9 protein-coding genes are annotated in these 16,264 nt (G+C 65.1%); all 9 read left to right on the forward strand.

Annotation, left to right across the window (positions count from 1 at the left end):
- Window positions 1–57: 57 nt before the first annotated feature.
- Window positions 58–1,269, forward strand: a complete 1,212-nt coding sequence (locus ACQ4WL_RS01230; protein WP_436507562.1) for an MFS transporter — start codon at window positions 58–60, stop codon at window positions 1,267–1,269.
- A gap of 84 nt (window positions 1,270–1,353) precedes the next feature.
- Window positions 1,354–2,571 carry a YeeE/YedE family protein gene (locus tag ACQ4WL_RS01235; protein ID WP_436507563.1) on the forward strand — a complete coding sequence of 406 codons (1,218 nt, stop codon included), beginning with the start codon at window positions 1,354–1,356 and terminating at the stop codon, window positions 2,569–2,571.
- Between the two features lie 81 nt (window positions 2,572–2,652).
- Window positions 2,653–4,131, forward strand: a complete 1,479-nt coding sequence (locus tag ACQ4WL_RS01240) for a sodium:solute symporter (RefSeq protein WP_436507564.1) — start codon at window positions 2,653–2,655, stop codon at window positions 4,129–4,131.
- Window positions 4,132–4,194: 63 nt separating this feature from the next.
- The gene (gene sppA / locus ACQ4WL_RS01245) at window positions 4,195–6,069 is read left to right on the forward strand and encodes a signal peptide peptidase SppA (protein ID WP_436507565.1); all 1,875 of its coding nucleotides are present in this window, start codon (window positions 4,195–4,197) and stop codon (window positions 6,067–6,069) included.
- 68 nt (window positions 6,070–6,137) lie between these two features.
- A complete protein-coding gene (locus ACQ4WL_RS01250; protein WP_436507566.1) occupies window positions 6,138–6,677 on the forward strand; it encodes a GNAT family N-acetyltransferase in 540 nt (179 codons plus the stop codon).
- 428 nt (window positions 6,678–7,105) lie between these two features.
- Window positions 7,106–8,485 carry an efflux RND transporter periplasmic adaptor subunit gene (locus ACQ4WL_RS01255; protein ID WP_436507567.1) on the forward strand — a complete coding sequence of 460 codons (1,380 nt, stop codon included), beginning with the start codon at window positions 7,106–7,108 and terminating at the stop codon, window positions 8,483–8,485.
- Window positions 8,482–11,601: an efflux RND transporter permease subunit gene (locus ACQ4WL_RS01260; protein ID WP_436507568.1), complete on the forward strand. Its 3,120-nt coding sequence runs from the start codon at window positions 8,482–8,484 to the stop codon at window positions 11,599–11,601. Before ACQ4WL_RS01255 ends, ACQ4WL_RS01260 begins: the two co-directional genes overlap by 4 nt.
- Window positions 11,598–14,840, forward strand: a complete 3,243-nt coding sequence (locus ACQ4WL_RS01265; RefSeq protein WP_436507569.1) for an efflux RND transporter permease subunit — start codon at window positions 11,598–11,600, stop codon at window positions 14,838–14,840. Before ACQ4WL_RS01260 ends, ACQ4WL_RS01265 begins: the two co-directional genes overlap by 4 nt.
- On the forward strand, window positions 14,837–16,261 hold the full coding sequence (locus ACQ4WL_RS01270) for an efflux transporter outer membrane subunit (RefSeq protein ID WP_436507570.1): 1,425 nt from the start codon (window positions 14,837–14,839) through the stop codon (window positions 16,259–16,261). The genes ACQ4WL_RS01265 and ACQ4WL_RS01270 overlap by 4 nt, the downstream gene beginning before the upstream one ends.
- Window positions 16,262–16,264 lie beyond the last annotated feature (3 nt).

A 16,264-nucleotide genomic window follows, 5' to 3' on the forward strand; every position in this document is an offset into this window, starting at 1 on the left:
GATACTGCAAGCCTCGCATTTGCATACCCTTTGCATGCACTTATATCGGAGTCTTTCATGCCCATTGCCTTGCTCGCGCTGACCCTCAGCGCATTTGCCATCGGAACCACCGAGTTTGTCATCGTCGGGCTGTTGCCCACCATCGCCGCGGACCTGGGCGTCAACCTGCCATCGGCCGGCTTGCTGGTCAGCCTGTATGCGCTGGGCGTCGCCGTCGGCGCGCCCGTGCTGACGGCCCTGACGGGCAAGATCCCCCGCAAGACTCTGCTGCTGTCCTTGATGGTCTTGTTTACCTTGGGTAATTTGCTGGCGTGGAAATCTCCCGGCTATGAAACCCTCGTCATTGCGCGCATCCTGACGGGGCTGGCGCACGGCGTGTTCTTTTCCATCGGCTCGACCATCGCCACTTCGCTGGTGCCGAAAGACAAGGCGGCCAGCGCGATCGCCATCATGTTTACGGGCTTGACCGTGGCCCTGGTGACGGGCGTACCGCTGGGCACCTTTATTGGCCAGCACTTCGGCTGGCGCGAAACTTTCCTCGCCGTCTCGGCTCTGGGCGTGGTGGCGTTCATCGGCAGCCTGCTGTACGTGCCATCGAATATTGCCCACAGCAAGCCGGCCTCGCTGTTGCAGCAAGTGCAGGTACTGGCCCAGCCGCGCCTGCTGCTGGTGTACGCCATGACGGCCGTGGGCTATGGCGGCTCCTTCATCGCCTTCACCTACCTGGCGCCGATTCTGCAGCAAGTGGCGGGTTTCAGCGCCGGCGCCGTGGGCGCGGTGATGCTGGTGTATGGTGTCTCCGTGGCGTTCGGCAATATCTGGGGCGGCAAGCTGGCCGACAAGAAGGGGCCAGTGCGCGCCCTGAAACTGATCTTTTTGCTGCTGGCAGCGGTCCTGCTGGTCTTGACCTTCACGGCGCCGCATCCGGTGCTCGTCGTCATCACCGTGCTGCTGTGGGGCGCCGTGGCCTTCGGCAACGTGGCTGGATTGCAAGTGTATGTGGTGCAGCAAGCGGAGCACTTCACGCCGCGCGCCGTGGACGTGGCCTCGGGCTTGAATATCGCCGCCTTCAACCTGGGCATCGCCGGCGGCGCCTGGGGTGGCGGTTTGATCGTCGAACACCTGGGCCTCGTGCATACGGGCTGGATCGGTGCTCTCGTCGTGCTGGGCGCATTCGGCTTGACGGCCTTGAGCGGCAGGATGGATCGGCGCTATCCCATCCCCGTGCGTGCCGGCGGCGAGCAGTCGATGCATGCGGTGGGGCATTAAGCCCGCTTGATCTGCCAGCACGTTGCTGGCACGGGTGAGAGCAGGGTTACAATGGTGCTTACCTTTCTCTCGCCCATACTCCCCATGTCCGATACAGCAACTTCCCCCCTGCGCCTGCGCGCCGCGATCAATCCGAAACCGCTGGGCATTGCTCTGCTGCTTATCGTGCTCGGTGCCTGGTACCTGGCGCTGACCGTGGGCATCACCCAGGCCGCGCTGTACGTGGTGGGCGCCTTGCTGGGCATTACGCTGTATCACGCGGCCTTCGGCTTTACGTCCGCCTGGCGCGTCTTCATTGCCGATGGCCGCGGCGACGGTTTGCGCGCGCAAATGCTGATGCTGGCCGTCGGCGTGGCGCTGTTTTTCCCCGCGCTGTCGGCCGGCACCCTGTTCGGCACGCCCGTCGCCGGCCTCGTCTCGCCCGCCGGCACCTCGGTGATCTTTGGCGCCTTCATCTTCGGCATCGGCATGCAGCTGGGCGGCGGTTGCGCCTCCGGCACCTTGTACACGGTCGGTGGGGGCAGCACGCGCATGCTCATCACCCTGGCGGCCTTCATCGTCGGCTCCGTGATCGGCACGGCGCACATGCCGTTCTGGACGGCGCTGCCGCAGCTCAAACCGATTTCCCTCGTCACAAGCCTGGGCCTGGTACCCGCGCTGGCGCTGAACTGGATCGTCTTTGCGCTAATCGCCAGCATCACGGTTTTGGTTGAAAAGCGCCGCCACGGCAAGCTCGTCGCGACGCCCCTGCGGCCTGCGCAAGCGTCGCCCTGGCTGCATGGCCCCTGGCCGCTGGTGGCGGGCGCCATCGCGCTCGTCGTGCTGAACTTCGCCACCTTGGCGCTGTCGGGCAAGCCATGGGGCGTGACGTCCGCGTTTGCTTTGTGGGGCGCCAAGGCCGCCTCGGTGATCGGCATCGATACGGCCAGCTGGGCCTACTGGTCCACCAAGGCCAATGCCGCCGCCCTGGCCGCGCCTTTGATGCAAGACAAGACTTCCGTGATGGACATCGGCATCGTGCTGGGCGCCATGCTGGCGGCGGCGCTGGCTGGCCGCTACGCGCCCGTGTGGCGCATCCCGCGTCGTTCGATCATCGCCGCCATCGTTGGCGGCTTGCTGCTCGGCTATGGCGCGCGCCTGGCCTACGGCTGCAATATCGGGGCGTATTTCAGCGGCATCGTCTCTGGCAGCTTGCACGGCTGGCTGTGGCTGGTCTGCGCCTTCCTCGGCAACGTCGTCGGCACGCGCTTGCGTCCGTGGTTTGGCCTGGAAGTGGAGCGTGTGAAACCGAGCGGCTGCTGATGCCTGATCGACCGGGGGCATTGCTGTACGCTTTGTTGTATATTGCTGCCCCTGTTCCTCTTTGCCGCCAGCGCAACGCCCATGTCGCCCACCATCCTGTTTGCCGTCGTCCTCGCGTATTTCCTGATCCTGCTGGGCGTGGCGTGGCGCACTTCGCGCCATGCCACCAATGACAGTTTTTTCATCGGCAACAAGGACAGCAACTGGATGCTGGTGGCCTTCGGCATGGTGGGCACCACGCTGACGGGCGTGACTTTCATCAGCGTGCCCGGCGCCGTGGGGAGCAACGGCTTCGGCTACATCCAGCTGATGATCGGCTACGTGCTCGGTTACCTGGCCATCACGTTTATTTTGCTGCCGCTGTACTACCGGCTGCAGCTGACCTCGATTTACCGCTACCTGGAACTGCGCCTGGGACGGCGTTCCTACCAGAGCGGGGCGGCGTTCTTCATCGTCTCCCGGCTGCTGGGTGCCACGGCGCGGCTGTATCTGGTGGTCAATATCCTGCAGGCGACGATACTCGACAGCTTTGGCGTGCCGTTCTGGCTGACGGCCGGTGTCGTGCTGCTGCTGATTCTGCTCTACACGTACGAGGGTGGCGTGAAAACCATCGTCTGGACCGATACCCTGCAAACGGCATGCATGCTGGCAGGCCTCGTCATTTGCAGCGTGTTTTTGCTGCGCGCAATGGACCTGTCCCTCATCGACAGCCTCGAGCGCATGCGCGCGCAGGGACTCACGCGCATGTTCAATGTCGACCCGGACAGCCCCGCCTATGTGTGGAAGCACATCGTCGCCGGCATGTTCATCACGATTGCCATGACGGGCATGGACCAGGAAATGATGCAAAAGAACATTTCCGTGCGCACCTTGCGTGACTCGCAAAAGAACATGCTCAGCCTGACCGTGGTACTGACCGGCGTGCTGCTGCTGTTCCTCTTCCTCGGCGGCTTGCTGCACATGTATGCGCCGCTGGCGGGCGTGACGGCCACAGGAGATAAACTGTTTCCCGCCGTGGTGCTCGGGCATTTCCCCGCTGTGGTGCAGCTGATTTTCTTCATCGCCCTTATTTCCGCCCTGTTTCCCAGCGTGGACGGGGCGCTCACTGCCTTGACATCCACCTTCTGCATCGACATCCTGGGCTTGCAGCGCAGGCAGGATTTGAGTGCCGCCACGCAGATGCGCTGGCGCCGCCGCGTCCACCTGGGGTTTGCCGCACTGTTTTTGATCCTGATCATGGCCTTCAAGTGGATCGGTAGTCCCAGCATGATCGTCGTCATCCTGAAGCTGGCCAGCTATACCTATGGCCCGCTGCTGGGCTTGTTCGCCTTCGGCCTGCTCAGCCGGCGCGGCGTGCGCGACCGCTGGGTACCGCTGGTGGCCGTGGCAGGGCCATTGCTGTGCGCGCTGATCGAAGGGGAGCAGGCGCGGCTGTTCGAACATTACCGCATCGGCCTGGAATTGCTGATCCTGAATGGCGCCCTGGTGCTGGGTGGCCTGTTCCTCTTTTCCACGCCGGCGCCGGTGCATGCCAAAGGCGCGGCACACTTGTCAAAATAAGACGATTCAGCCCGTTTTCAGTTATATTGATTTCCTTTCGGTACCTAACCCCACGGAGCATCAATGTCACTCAACCCCTTCCCGCCGCTGCGCCGCGGCTTTGGCGCATTCTGGCGCGCGCTCGACGCCACCCGCCGCGCGGTCATCAATCTGATTTTCCTGCTGATCGTCATCGCCATCCTGATCGCCATCTTTGGCGGCGGCGCCAAGCCCCTGGCGGAAAAGACCACCCTGGTGCTGGACTTGCAAGGTCCGCTGGTCGAGGAAACCCCGGGCGGCGTGCGCGAGGCGGTGCTGGCCAATGTCAGCGGTGAAGTCAAGAAAAGCGTGCAGCTGCGCGACGTGCTGGCGGTGCTCGACACGGCGTCCAAGGACAAGCACATCGGTTCCATGGTGATTCTGCTCGACGAGTTGCAGGGCGGCGGCCTGGCATCGCTGCGCGAAGTGGCGGCCGGCGTGGAGCGCTTCCGCGCCACCGGCAAGAAAGTGACGGCCTGGGGTTCGAGCTACAACCAGCGCCAGTACCTGGTGGCGGTCAAGGCCGACGAGGTATACCTGCATCCGATGGGTGGCGTCCTGCTGGAAGGTTTTGGCCGCTACCGCAATTACTACCGCGACGCGCTCGATAAAGTGGGCGTGACGGTCAATCTGCTGAAAGTGGGCACGTATAAAAGCGCGGCCGAGCCTTTCATCGCCAACGGTCCGTCCGAAGCGGCGGCCGAAGCGGACCGCTACCTGAACAACGGTCTGTGGACCACCTACACGACGGACGTGGAAAAGGCGCGCAAGCTGCCGGCCGGCGCCATCATGCAAGCTATCGATGCGCTGCCCGCGCTGATGACGGCCGCTGGCGGCGACCTGGGCAAGCTGTCGCTGGAGGCCAAGCTGGTCGACGGCCTGAAAACGCGCGATGAACTGCGCCAGTTCATGATGGCGCGCGGCGCCAAAAATACGGAAGGCACGAACTTCCGCCAGATCAATTACACCGATTACCTGGCGCGTTTGCGCCCCGCGCACGTCGGCGACGCCGTCGGCGTGGTCATCGCCTCGGGCGAAATCGGCGACGGCATCGCGCCACCGGGCGCCATCGGCGGCCTGTCCACCTCGCGTTTGATCCGCCAGGCACGCGAAGACAAATCGATCAAGGCCATCGTGCTGCGCGTCGATTCGCCAGGCGGCAGCGCCTTCGGCTCAGAACTGATCCGCCGCGAACTGGAACTGGCGCGCGCCGCCGGCAAACCGGTGGTCGTCTCGATGGGCAACGTGGCCGCTTCGGGCGGCTACTGGATCAGCACCTCGGCCGATGAAGTGATCGCCGACGCGGCCACCATCACCGGTTCCATCGGCGTGTTCGCGATTCTGCCGACGGCCGACAAGGTAGTGGAAAAGCTGGGCATCCACACGGCCGGCTCGCCCACCACCTGGCTGGCCGACGCGGGCAACCCATTGCGCCCGCTCGATCCCCGCTTCGCGCAAGTGATCCAGGGCTCGATCAACCACGTGTATGGCAACTTCCTGAGCCTGGCCGCCAAGGCGCGCAAGACCACGCCGGAAAAAATCGATGAAGTGGCGCAGGGGCGCGTCTGGACAGGCTTGCAGGCGAAAGAGCGCAACCTGGTCGACCGCATCGGCAGCTATGGCGATGCGCTGGCCTCCGCCGCCAAGCGCGCCAAGCTGGGCAGCGACTACCGTGTGACCTACCTGGAGCAGGAAACGTCGAACGTGGACCGCCTGATCGGCATGTTCGGCTCCAAGGCCATGGCCTCGCTGGGGCTGGGCGAGCACGTGAAGCTGGGCCTGGCCACGACCGGCTTGCCGGCCGACGCGGCGCTGGGCATGGCGCAGGACCTCTCCTGGCTGTCCGGCATCACGCGCGAGCACAAACCGTTCATGGCGCTCACGCACTGCTTGTGCGAGGTGCCTTTGGGCGGCAAGTAAGGTAAAAGGCCGGGGTCGGACCCGCCGGGTCCGACCCCATGCAAAGGGGGTAACGCATGGCAAACGACATGCGTACACACACTGACACGGCGATAGCCATCCGCCCTTGTGTGCAGGGCGATGAGCAGGCGCTGGCGCTGGTGGGGCAATCGACCTTCCTGGAGGCGTTTGCCGGCATCCTCGATGGCGCCGACATCATCGCCCATTGCCAGCGCCAGCACGACGTGCAGCTGTACCGCGACTGGCTGGCGCTGCCGGCCATGCGGCTGTGGCTGGCCGAGGCCACGCCGGGCGGCGCCCCCGTCGGCTACCTGGTGCTCAGCCCCGCCAGCCTGCCGGTGGCGGACCCGCAGCCAAATGATCTGGAAATCAAGCGCATCTACCTGCTGCACCGTTTCCAGGGCCAGCGCGTGGGCCAGCGCCTGATGCAGGCGGCGCTGAGCCAGGCGCGCGCCAGCGGGGCGGGAAGGGTGCTGCTGGGCGTGTACGCGGAAAACCACGATGCGCTGGCGTTTTATGCGCGCTGCGGCTTTGCGCAAGTGGGCCGGCGCACCTTTCGCGTGGGCCGCACCGATTACGAGGATGTCATCCTCGGCATGACCTTGTAAATCCAGGTAAAGAGTTTCCGCCGCCTGAGCAGCCGCATGGCGCCAGGTCAAGGCCGATGGCGGGAGATTTGTAGCGAGTTTGTATCTGCATGCGAGTCGCCCGCGCGCCACTTGCTCCGGGGGGCGAGGCCCCGCAAGCCTGATTTTTCCTCCGTTCCTCTACAGAGGCGGCGTGCCTGCCGGCCCGCCTGATCCTCCCCTGCCTGCCTGGCTATGTGTAATTGTTTCAAGTAGAAATGAAACAGAAACATGACTATGCTAGAGTCGTTTCACGCTAGGGAGCGATGTTTTTTCAGCTGATTTTCAGCTCTTGACTCCCCCGGCTTTGTACCAAAACAACCCCGAAAAACGGTCGTCCGGCCTGAGTGTGTTCCACCTCGGCCGGCGCCACAGACTCGCCGTGCCAGCGGCCTATACAAGGATAAGCGATGGATTCGCAGACAGCACCCAATACCCCACGGCGCAGCCGCCGCTCGAAAATCGTCGGCAGCGTCATCGCTCTGGCAGTGATGGCCGCGCTGGGCGGCGGTGCCTGGTATTTGACCCATTCGGGCACCAGCGCGCCGGGTGGCGCCGGCATGGCTGGTCCAGGCGGCCCAGGCGGCCCCGGTGGACGCCGCGGCGGCCCCTCGACCACCGTGGGCGTGGCCACGGCCATGAAGTCCGACTTGCCCGTGGTGCTCGATGCGTTGGGCACCGTGACGGCGGCGTCCACCGTGACGGTGCGCCCGCAAGTGTCGGGTATTTTGAAAGAGCTGAAATTCAAGGAAGGCGGCATGGTCAAGGCGGGCCAGGTGGTGGCGCAGATCGACCTGGCGCAGTTCGAGATGGCGCTGATGCAGGCCACGGGCCAGCGCCAGCGCGATGAAGCGCAGCTGGAAAACGCGCGCCTGACCCTGAAACGCTATCAAACCCTGCTGGGGCAGGATTCCATCGCGCGCCAGGAGGTCGATACGCAGGCCGCCCTGGTCAAACAGCTGGAAGGGACCGTCATGACGGACCGCGCTGCCGAAGGCACGGCCAGGCTGAACCTGGGTTACACCAGGGTGGTCTCGCCGATCAGCGGACGCGCGGGCTTGAAGGTGGTCGATATCGGCAACCTGGTCAGCACCAGCGACGCGGGCGGCGTGGTGGTGGTGACGCAACTGTCGCCCATCGACGTGCAGTTTTCCGTGCCACAGGATAAAGTGCAGACCATCCAGGAGCGCCTGAATGCCGGTTCGGCCCTGGTGGCGCTGGCGCTGGATCGCACGCGCACGCATACGCTCGACAAGGGCAGCCTGAGTGCGCTCGATAACCAGGTCGACGTGCAGACGGGCACCGTGCGCGCCAAGGCCCGCTACGCGAACGACAAGATGGCCCTGTTCCCCAGCCAGTTCGTCAACGTGCGCCTTGAACTGGGCAATATCACGGGCGCCGTGCTGGTGCCCGTCACGGCCCTGCGCCACAGTAACAACGGCGACTTCGTGTATGTGCTGAAAGCCGACAAAACCGTCACCGTGCGCATGGTCACGCGCGGCCAGGCCACCACCGACATGGTGGAAATCCGCGCCGGCCTGGAAGCGGGAGAGCAAGTCATCACGGAAGGCGCTGACCGCCTGAAGGAAGGCGCGAAAGTCACGCTGGCGGGCGACAAGCCGGCCGGCGCGCGCGGTGCAGGCGCCGGTGGCGCAACAGGCGCGAACGGCGAACGCCGCCAGCGCCGCCAGCAGGCTGACGGCGCGGCCAGCGTATCGGCAGCGGCATCCGCATCCGCATCCGCACCTGCCAGCGTTACAGCGGCACCAGCGAAGGGCGCAGCGCAATGAGTCCATCGACTCCCTTCATCAAGCGCCCCGTCGCCACGGCGCTGCTGATGCTGGCCATCGTGCTGGCGGGGCTGGTCGGCTTCAAGTTCCTGCCGCTGGCCGCCTTGCCGCAGGTGGACTTCCCCACCATCCAGGTGCAGACCCTGTACCCGGGTGCCAGTCCCGAAGTCATGGGGCAGACCGTCACGGCGCCGCTGGAGCGCCAGTTCGGGCAAATGTCGGGGTTACAGCGCATGAGTTCCACCAGCGCGGCCGGCGTCTCCCTCATCACCCTGCAATTCACCCTGGGCCAGACTTTGGACGTGGCCGAGCAGGAAGTGCAGGCGGCCATCAACGCGGGCGGCTCGCTGCTGCCGACCGACTTGCCGGCGCCGCCCGTGTACGCGAAGATCAACCCGGCCGACGCGCCCGTGCTGACCCTGGCGATTACCTCCGACACGATGCCGCTGACGCAGGTGCAAAATATCGTCAACACGCGCCTGGCGCTGAAAATCAGCCAGGTCAATGGCGTGGGCCTGGTGTCGCTGTCGGGCGGCCAGCGTCCTGCCGTGCGCATCCAGGGCGATACCACATTGCTGGCCTCATATGGTCTGGGCCTCGACAGCCTGCGCACGGCCATCGCGGCGGCCAACGTCAACAGCGCCAAGGGCAGTTTCGATGGGCCCACGCGCTCGTTTACCATCAACGCCAATGATCAACTGGTGACGGCGGAAGACTACAAGCGCCTGATCATCACCTATAAAAACGGTGCGCCCGTGCGCCTGTCCGACGTAGCGAATGTCGTCGACAGCGCGGAAAACACGCGCCTGGGCGCCTGGTCGGGCAAGCAGCCGGCCATCATCCTGAACGTGCAGCGCCAGCCCGGCGCCAACGTCATCAAGACGGTCGACGCCATCAAGGCCCTGCTGCCCGACCTGCAGGCCAGCCTGCCGGCGGCCATGAAGCTCGACGTGCTGAGCGACCGCACGACGGGCATTCGCGCCTCCGTCGAACATGTGGAAATGGAACTGTTATTGTCCGTGCTGCTGGTGGTGCTGGTGATCTTCGCCTTCCTGCACAGCATGCGCGCCACCGTGATTGCCAGCCTGTCCGTGCCGATCTCGCTGATCGGCGCCTGCGGCGTCATGTATCTGCTCGGCTACAGCCTGAACAACCTGTCCCTGATGGCCTTGACGATCGCCACCGGCTTCGTCGTCGACGACGCCATCGTCATGATCGAAAACATCGCCCGCTACATCGAAGAGGGCGAAACGCCGATGGCCGCCGCCCTGAAAGGCGCGTCGCAGATCGGCTTCACCATCATCTCGCTGACGGTGTCATTGATTGCCGTGCTGATTCCCCTGCTGTTCATGGGCGACGTGGTGGGCCGCTTGTTCCGCGAATTTGCCATGACCCTGGCCATCACGATTCTGATTTCCGCCGTGGTGTCCTTGACCCTGGTGCCCATGATGTCGGCGCGCTGGCTCAAAAGCCGTGCCGATGAAAAGGTCAGCGCCACGGGCCAGCGCATCCAGGCTTTCCTCGACCGCGTGATTGTGCAGTACGACCATGCGCTGGTATGGGTGCTGAAACGCCAGGGCTTGACCTTGTTGGTGGCCCTGGCCACCTTGCTGCTGACGGTGATTTTGTACATCACCATCCCGAAAGGCCTGTTTCCCACGCAGGACACGGGGCAGCTGAAGGCGCGCATCGAAACCTCGCAAGCCGTCTCGTACGAACGCATGGCTACCTTGCAGCAGGCCGCCGCCAGTGCGTTGCTGGAAGACCCCGCTGTCGATACCCTCAGTTCTCTCGTGGGCGTCGATGCGGCCAACAATACCATGCTGCACACGGGCAGCATGTTGATCAACCTGAAGCGTCCGCGCAGCGGCAAGCAGGACGACATCATGGAGCGCCTGCGCAACCGCGTGGACAAGGTGGCCGGCGTAACCCTGTATTTGCAGCCGACGCAGGATCTGACCATCGATGCGGAATCGGGCCCGACGCAGTACCGCGTGTCGCTGGAAGGCGCCGACACGGCCACCGTCACCGAGTGGGCCGGCAAGCTGGTGGCGCGCATGCGTGAAACATCGCAGCTGCGCAACGTCGTCACGGATGCGGGCGCCACGGGCGCCGCCGTCGTGGTGGCCATCGACCGTGACAGCGCTGCGCGCATGTCGGTGACCACGGCCACCGTCGACGACGCCTTATATAACGCCTTCGGCCAGCGCATCATCTCGACGATTTTCACGGAAACCAACCAGTACCGCGTGATTCTCGAAGCGCAACCGGGCATCGTCACCACGCCGGCCGACCTGTCGGAACTGCAGGTGCGCACGGGTTCCGGCAAGTCGACGCCGCTGTCCGCCTTTGCCAGCGTCAGCGAAAAACAGGCGCCGCTGCAAATCACGCACGTGGCGCAATACCCGGCCACGACACTTGGCTTTGATACCACGCAGGGCGTGGCGCTGGGCAGCGCCGTCGACGCCATCCGGCAAGCGGCGAAAGACATCGCCTTGCCGCCTTCGGTGACATTGACCTTCCTGGGCGCGGCCGGCGCGTATGAAAACTCGCTGTCGAACCAGCTGTGGCTGATTTTGGCCGCCGTCGTCTGCGTCTACATCGTGCTGGGCGTGCTGTACGAAAGCTACATCCACCCGCTGACGATTCTGTCGACCTTGCCGTCGGCCGGCGTGGGCGCCTTGCTGGCGCTGATGATTTCCGGGCAGGACCTGGGCGTGATCGGCATCATCGGCATCATCCTCTTGATCGGCATCGTCAAGAAGAACGCCATCATGATGATCGACTTCGCCATCGAGGCCGAGCGCGACGAGGGCAAGAGCCCGCAGGAAGCCATCCACCAGGCGGCGCTGCTGCGCTTCCGCCCGATCCTGATGACGACCCTGGCGGCACTGTTCGCGGCCGTGCCGCTGATGCTGGGCTGGGGCGAGGGCGCCGAGTTGCGCCGTCCGCTGGGCCTGGCCATCTTCGGCGGCCTGATCGTCAGCCAGGTGCTGACCCTGTTTACCACGCCCGTCATCTACCTGGGCTTCGACCGCCTGGGCCAGCGTTTCGCGCGCAAGACACCTGGCGTGAGCCTGGACAAGCCGGCCGATAATGCGGGGAGCGCCGCGTGAACCTGTCCGAACCGTTCGTCAAGCGTCCCATCGCCACCGTGCTGCTGACCATCGGCATCGCGCTGGCGGGCATCGGCGCCTTTTTCGTGCTGCCCGTCTCCCCGCTGCCGCAGGTCGATTATCCGACCATTTCCGTCAGCGCCAGCTTGCCCGGCGCCAGCCCCGCCACCATGGCCACTTCGGTGGCCACGCCGCTGGAACGGCGCCTGGGCGTGATTTCAGGCGTGAACGAGATGACGTCGTCGTCCAGCACGGGCTCGGCGCGCATCAACCTGCAGTTTGACCTGAACCGCAAGATCGATTCGGCCGCGCGCGAAGTGCAGGCGGCCATTGCCGCCGCGCGCGTGGACTTGCCAGCCACCCTGCGCAGCAATCCCACGTATCGCAAGGCCAATCCGTCCGACGCGCCCGTGATCATCCTGGCGCTGACCTCGAAGACGCGCACGCCGGGCCAGATCTACGATGCCGTATCGAACCTGGTGCAGCAGAAAGTGGCGCAAGTCAAAGGCGTGGGCGATGTGGAGCTGGGCGGCGGTTCGCTGCCGGCCGTGCGCGTGGAACTGCTGCCGTACCAGCTCAATCACTATGCCGTGTCGATGGAAGACGTGCGCGCGGCCATCCAGGCCACCAATGCCAACCGGCCCAAGGGGGCGATCTCCGGCGACGAGCGCAGGCTGCAAATCTATTCGGGCGCCAGCACCGCTTCGGGCGGGCGCAGCGCAGCCGACTACCGCAGCCTGGTGGTGGCCTGGCGCGATGGCGCCGCCATCCGCCTCGACGACGTGGCTGAAGTGGTCGACGGTGTGGAAAACAACAATACACTGGGTCTGTTCAATGGCGACCCGGCCGTCATCGTGCTGATCACGCGCCAGCCGGGTGCCAACGTCATCGCCACGGTGGACGGCGTGCGCGCGCTGCTGCCGCAACTGCAGGCGCAGCTGCCTGGCGACATCAAGCTGCAGGTGGCGTCCGACAGCACCAACTCCATCCGCTCCTCGCTGCACGAGATCGAATTCACGCTGATCCTCTCCATCGTGCTCGTCGTGCTGGTGGTCAGCGCTTTCCTGCGCAGCGTGCGCGCCACCATCATCCCGGCCGTGGCCACCATCGTCTCCCTGCTGGGCACTTTCGGCGTGATGTACATGCTGGGCTTTTCCCTGAATAACCTGTCCCTGATGGCGCTCACGGTGGCCACGGGCTTTGTCGTCGATGATGCCATCGTGGTGCTGGAAAACACGCAGCGCCACATCGAGGCGGGCATGGACCGCTTCAAGGCGGCCCTGCTGGGCGCGCGCGAAGTGGGCTTTACCGTGCTGTCGATCAGCCTGTCGCTGGTGGCCGTCTTCATCCCGCTGCTGTTCATGGGCGGCCAGGTGGGGCGCTTGTTCCGCGAATTTGCCGTCACCCTGTCGGCGGCCGTGATGATTTCACTGGTCATTTCACTGACCACCACGCCGATGATGTGCGCCTGGCTGCTGAAAGGCGGCGCGCAGCACAAGCCGCCGGGCCTAGTCGCGCGCTGGTTCGAGCGGGGCTTCGAGCGCATGCTGAAAGTGTATGAGCATTGCCTGGACTGGGCCTTGTCCAGCGCCGCGCTCGTGATGACCATCCTCGTGTTCGTCGTCGGCCTGAACGTGTATCTGTTCGCGGCCGCGCCCAAGGGCTTCTTTCCGCAGCAGGACACGGGCCAGATCAGTGGCGGCATGCGCGCCGACCAGAGCATCTCGTTCCAGGCCATGCAGAGTAAATTGCGCCAGCTGGTCGACATCATCAAGGCCGATCCAGCCGTCGCCACCGTCGTCGGTTTCACGGGCGGGGGCAGGGCAGGGGGCGGCTTCATGTTCATCAATTTGAAACCGGCGTCGCAGCGCACCGACAAGGGCCAAGCCGTGATCGCGCGCCTGCGCCCGCAACTGGCCAAGGTGACGGGCATTTCCCTGTTCCTCAACCCCGTGCAGGATTTGCGCATGGGCGGGCGTTCCAGCAATTCCACCTACCAGTACACCCTGATCAGCGACAACCAGGCGGACCTAAAAAAATGGGCGGCCAAGCTGGCCGACCAGATGAAGCTGCAGCCGGCCCTGATCGACGTGGACACGGACCAGGCGGAAAATGGCGTGGAAACCTTTGTTTCCATCGACAAGGACCGCGCCACGCAGCTGGGCGTGCAGGTGCGCGACATCGACAATGCGCTGTACAACAGCTTTGGCCAGCGCCAGGTGGCGACCATCTACGCTGAGCTGAACCAGTACCACGTGATCATGGAGGTGGCGCCGCGCTATGCGCAAAGCCCTGAAGCGCTGCGCTCCGTGTATGTGCCGGCGTCGAATGCGGCGGCCGTCGCCGCTGCCGGCACCAGTACGGCCACGGCTACCACCAGCGTCGCGGCGACGTCGAATATGACGGCGGCGCGCGATCCGTCCAGCGGCTCGGCCCTGTCCACGACCCTGGCGCACATGGTGCCGCTGTCCTCGTTCAGCACCTTCGCCGAAAGCGCGACGGCGACCTCGATCAACCACCAGGGCGGCGAGCTGGCCACCACCGTGTCGTTCAACCTGGCCGAAGGCTATCCGCTCAGCGACGGGCAGGCCGCCGTGGCCCAGGCGGAGTCGGAAATCGGCATGCCGGTGAATGTGCGCGGCAGCTTCCAGGGTTCAGCCAAGAGCGCGCAGGACAGCAACAAGGAGCAGCCGCTGTTGATCCTGGCGGCCATCGTGGTGATCTACATCGTGCTGGGCATCCTGTACGAAAGCCTGATCCACCCGATCACCGTGTTGTCGACTTTGCCGTCGGCGGGCGTGGGCGCCGTGCTGGCATTGCTGCTGTTCCGCATGGAATTTTCCATCATCGCCCTGATCGGCGTGTTCCTGTTGATCGGTATCGTCAAGAAAAATGCTATATTGATCATCGACTTCGCGCTGGAGGCCGAGCGTTCGCGCGGCCTGACAGCGGTGGAAGCGGTGCGCGAAGCATGTTTGCTGCGTTTCCGCCCCATTCTGATGACCACCCTGGCGGCGGCGCTTGGCGCCTTGCCGCTGGCGATCGGTTTCGGCGAGGGGTCGGAGCTACGCCAGCCCTTGGGGGTCGCCATCATCGGCGGCCTGATTGCCAGCCAGTTACTCACATTGCTGACCACCCCGGTGGTCTACATCCTGCTCGACAAGCTGCGCACGCGCAGCGCCGACGAGCAGCAATTGAGCCGCATTCCTGGGCCAGATAACCCGAGCACACAATCATGAAGCAAGTAAAACCTATCGTATCGACCGTCCCCGCACGCCACCTGCTGGCATTGGCGGCGGCTGCAGTTCTCCTGGCCGGTTGCGCCGTCAGTCCCGCGTATGAAACGCCGACGGCCGCCGCGCCGCAAACGTTCAAGGAGGCGGCCGGCTGGCAGCCGGCCGTGCCGGCTGACACCCTGGAGCGCGGTCCCTGGTGGACGCTGTTCGGCGACGCGCAATTGAACCAGCTGGCTGACAGCATCGACATATCGAACCAGAACGTGGCGGCCGCCATCGCCGCGTACGAGCAGGCGCGCGCGCTGGTGCGCGAACAGCGCGCCTCGCTGTTCCCCAGCGTGAACCTGACGGGCAGCGGCGCCCGTTCCGGTGGTGGCGGCGAGCAGCAGACGAACAACAACTTCAAGGCCGCCATCGGCGCGTCGTGGGAACCGGATATCTGGGGCCGCCTGCGCGCCGGCGTGACGGGGGCGGACGCCAGCGCAGCCGCGAGTGCGGCGGACCTGGCCGCCGCCCGCCTGTCGGCGCAGGGCGAGCTGGCCACCAATTATTTTTCGCTGCGCCAGAGCGATGCGCAGATCGCATTGCTGAACGCCACCATCGATGGCTACAAGCGCGTGCTCGAGATCACCAGCAACCGTTTTAACTCCGGCATCGCCGCCAAGTCCGACCTGCTGCAGGCGCAGACGCAGCTGGCCAATGCGCAGATCGATCTGTCGGGCCAGACGCGCGTGCGCGCCCAGCTGGAACACGCGATCGCCATCCTGCTGGGGAAGGCTCCGTCCGACTTCAGCCTGGCCGTGGCGCCGTGGACCCTGACCGTGCCCGAGGTGCCGCTGGGCGTGCCGTCGACCCTGCTGCAGCGCCGTCCCGACATCGCCGCCGCCGAGCGCCGCGTGGCCGTGGCCAACGAGCAGATCGGCATCGCCCGCTCGGCCTACTATCCGAGCCTGAACCTGACGGGCTCGTACGGTTCCGGCGCCAGCCGTGTGGGCGACCTGTTCAATGCATCGTCGAGCCTGTGGTCGCTGGGCGTGTCGGCCGCGCAAACCCTGTTCAACGCGGGTGCCACCACGGCCAGCGTGGACGCGGCCAAGGCAGGGCATGAGGCGGCCGTGGCGCGCTACCGCCAGACGGTGCTGTCCGCCTTTGGCGCCGTGGAAGACCAGTTGTCGGCCACGCGCGCGCTGGCCGAGCAGCTGGCCTTGCGCCAGCAGGCGTCGTCCGCCGCTGACCAGGTCGAGCAGCAGATGCTGAACCGCTACAACGCTGGCCAGGTCGGCTATACAGATGTGGTAACGGCGCAAGTGACAGCCCTGTCGGCGCGCCGTTCGCTGGTGCAGGCGCAGGCGGACCGCCAGACGACGGCCGTGGCCCTGATACAGTCGCTGGGCGGCGGCTGGCAGGTGCCGCAGGCGCAGTAGAGG

Origin of the sequence: Janthinobacterium kochi (assembly GCF_051380715.1) — a bacterium.
Lineage (GTDB): Bacteria > Pseudomonadota > Gammaproteobacteria > Burkholderiales > Burkholderiaceae_D > Janthinobacterium.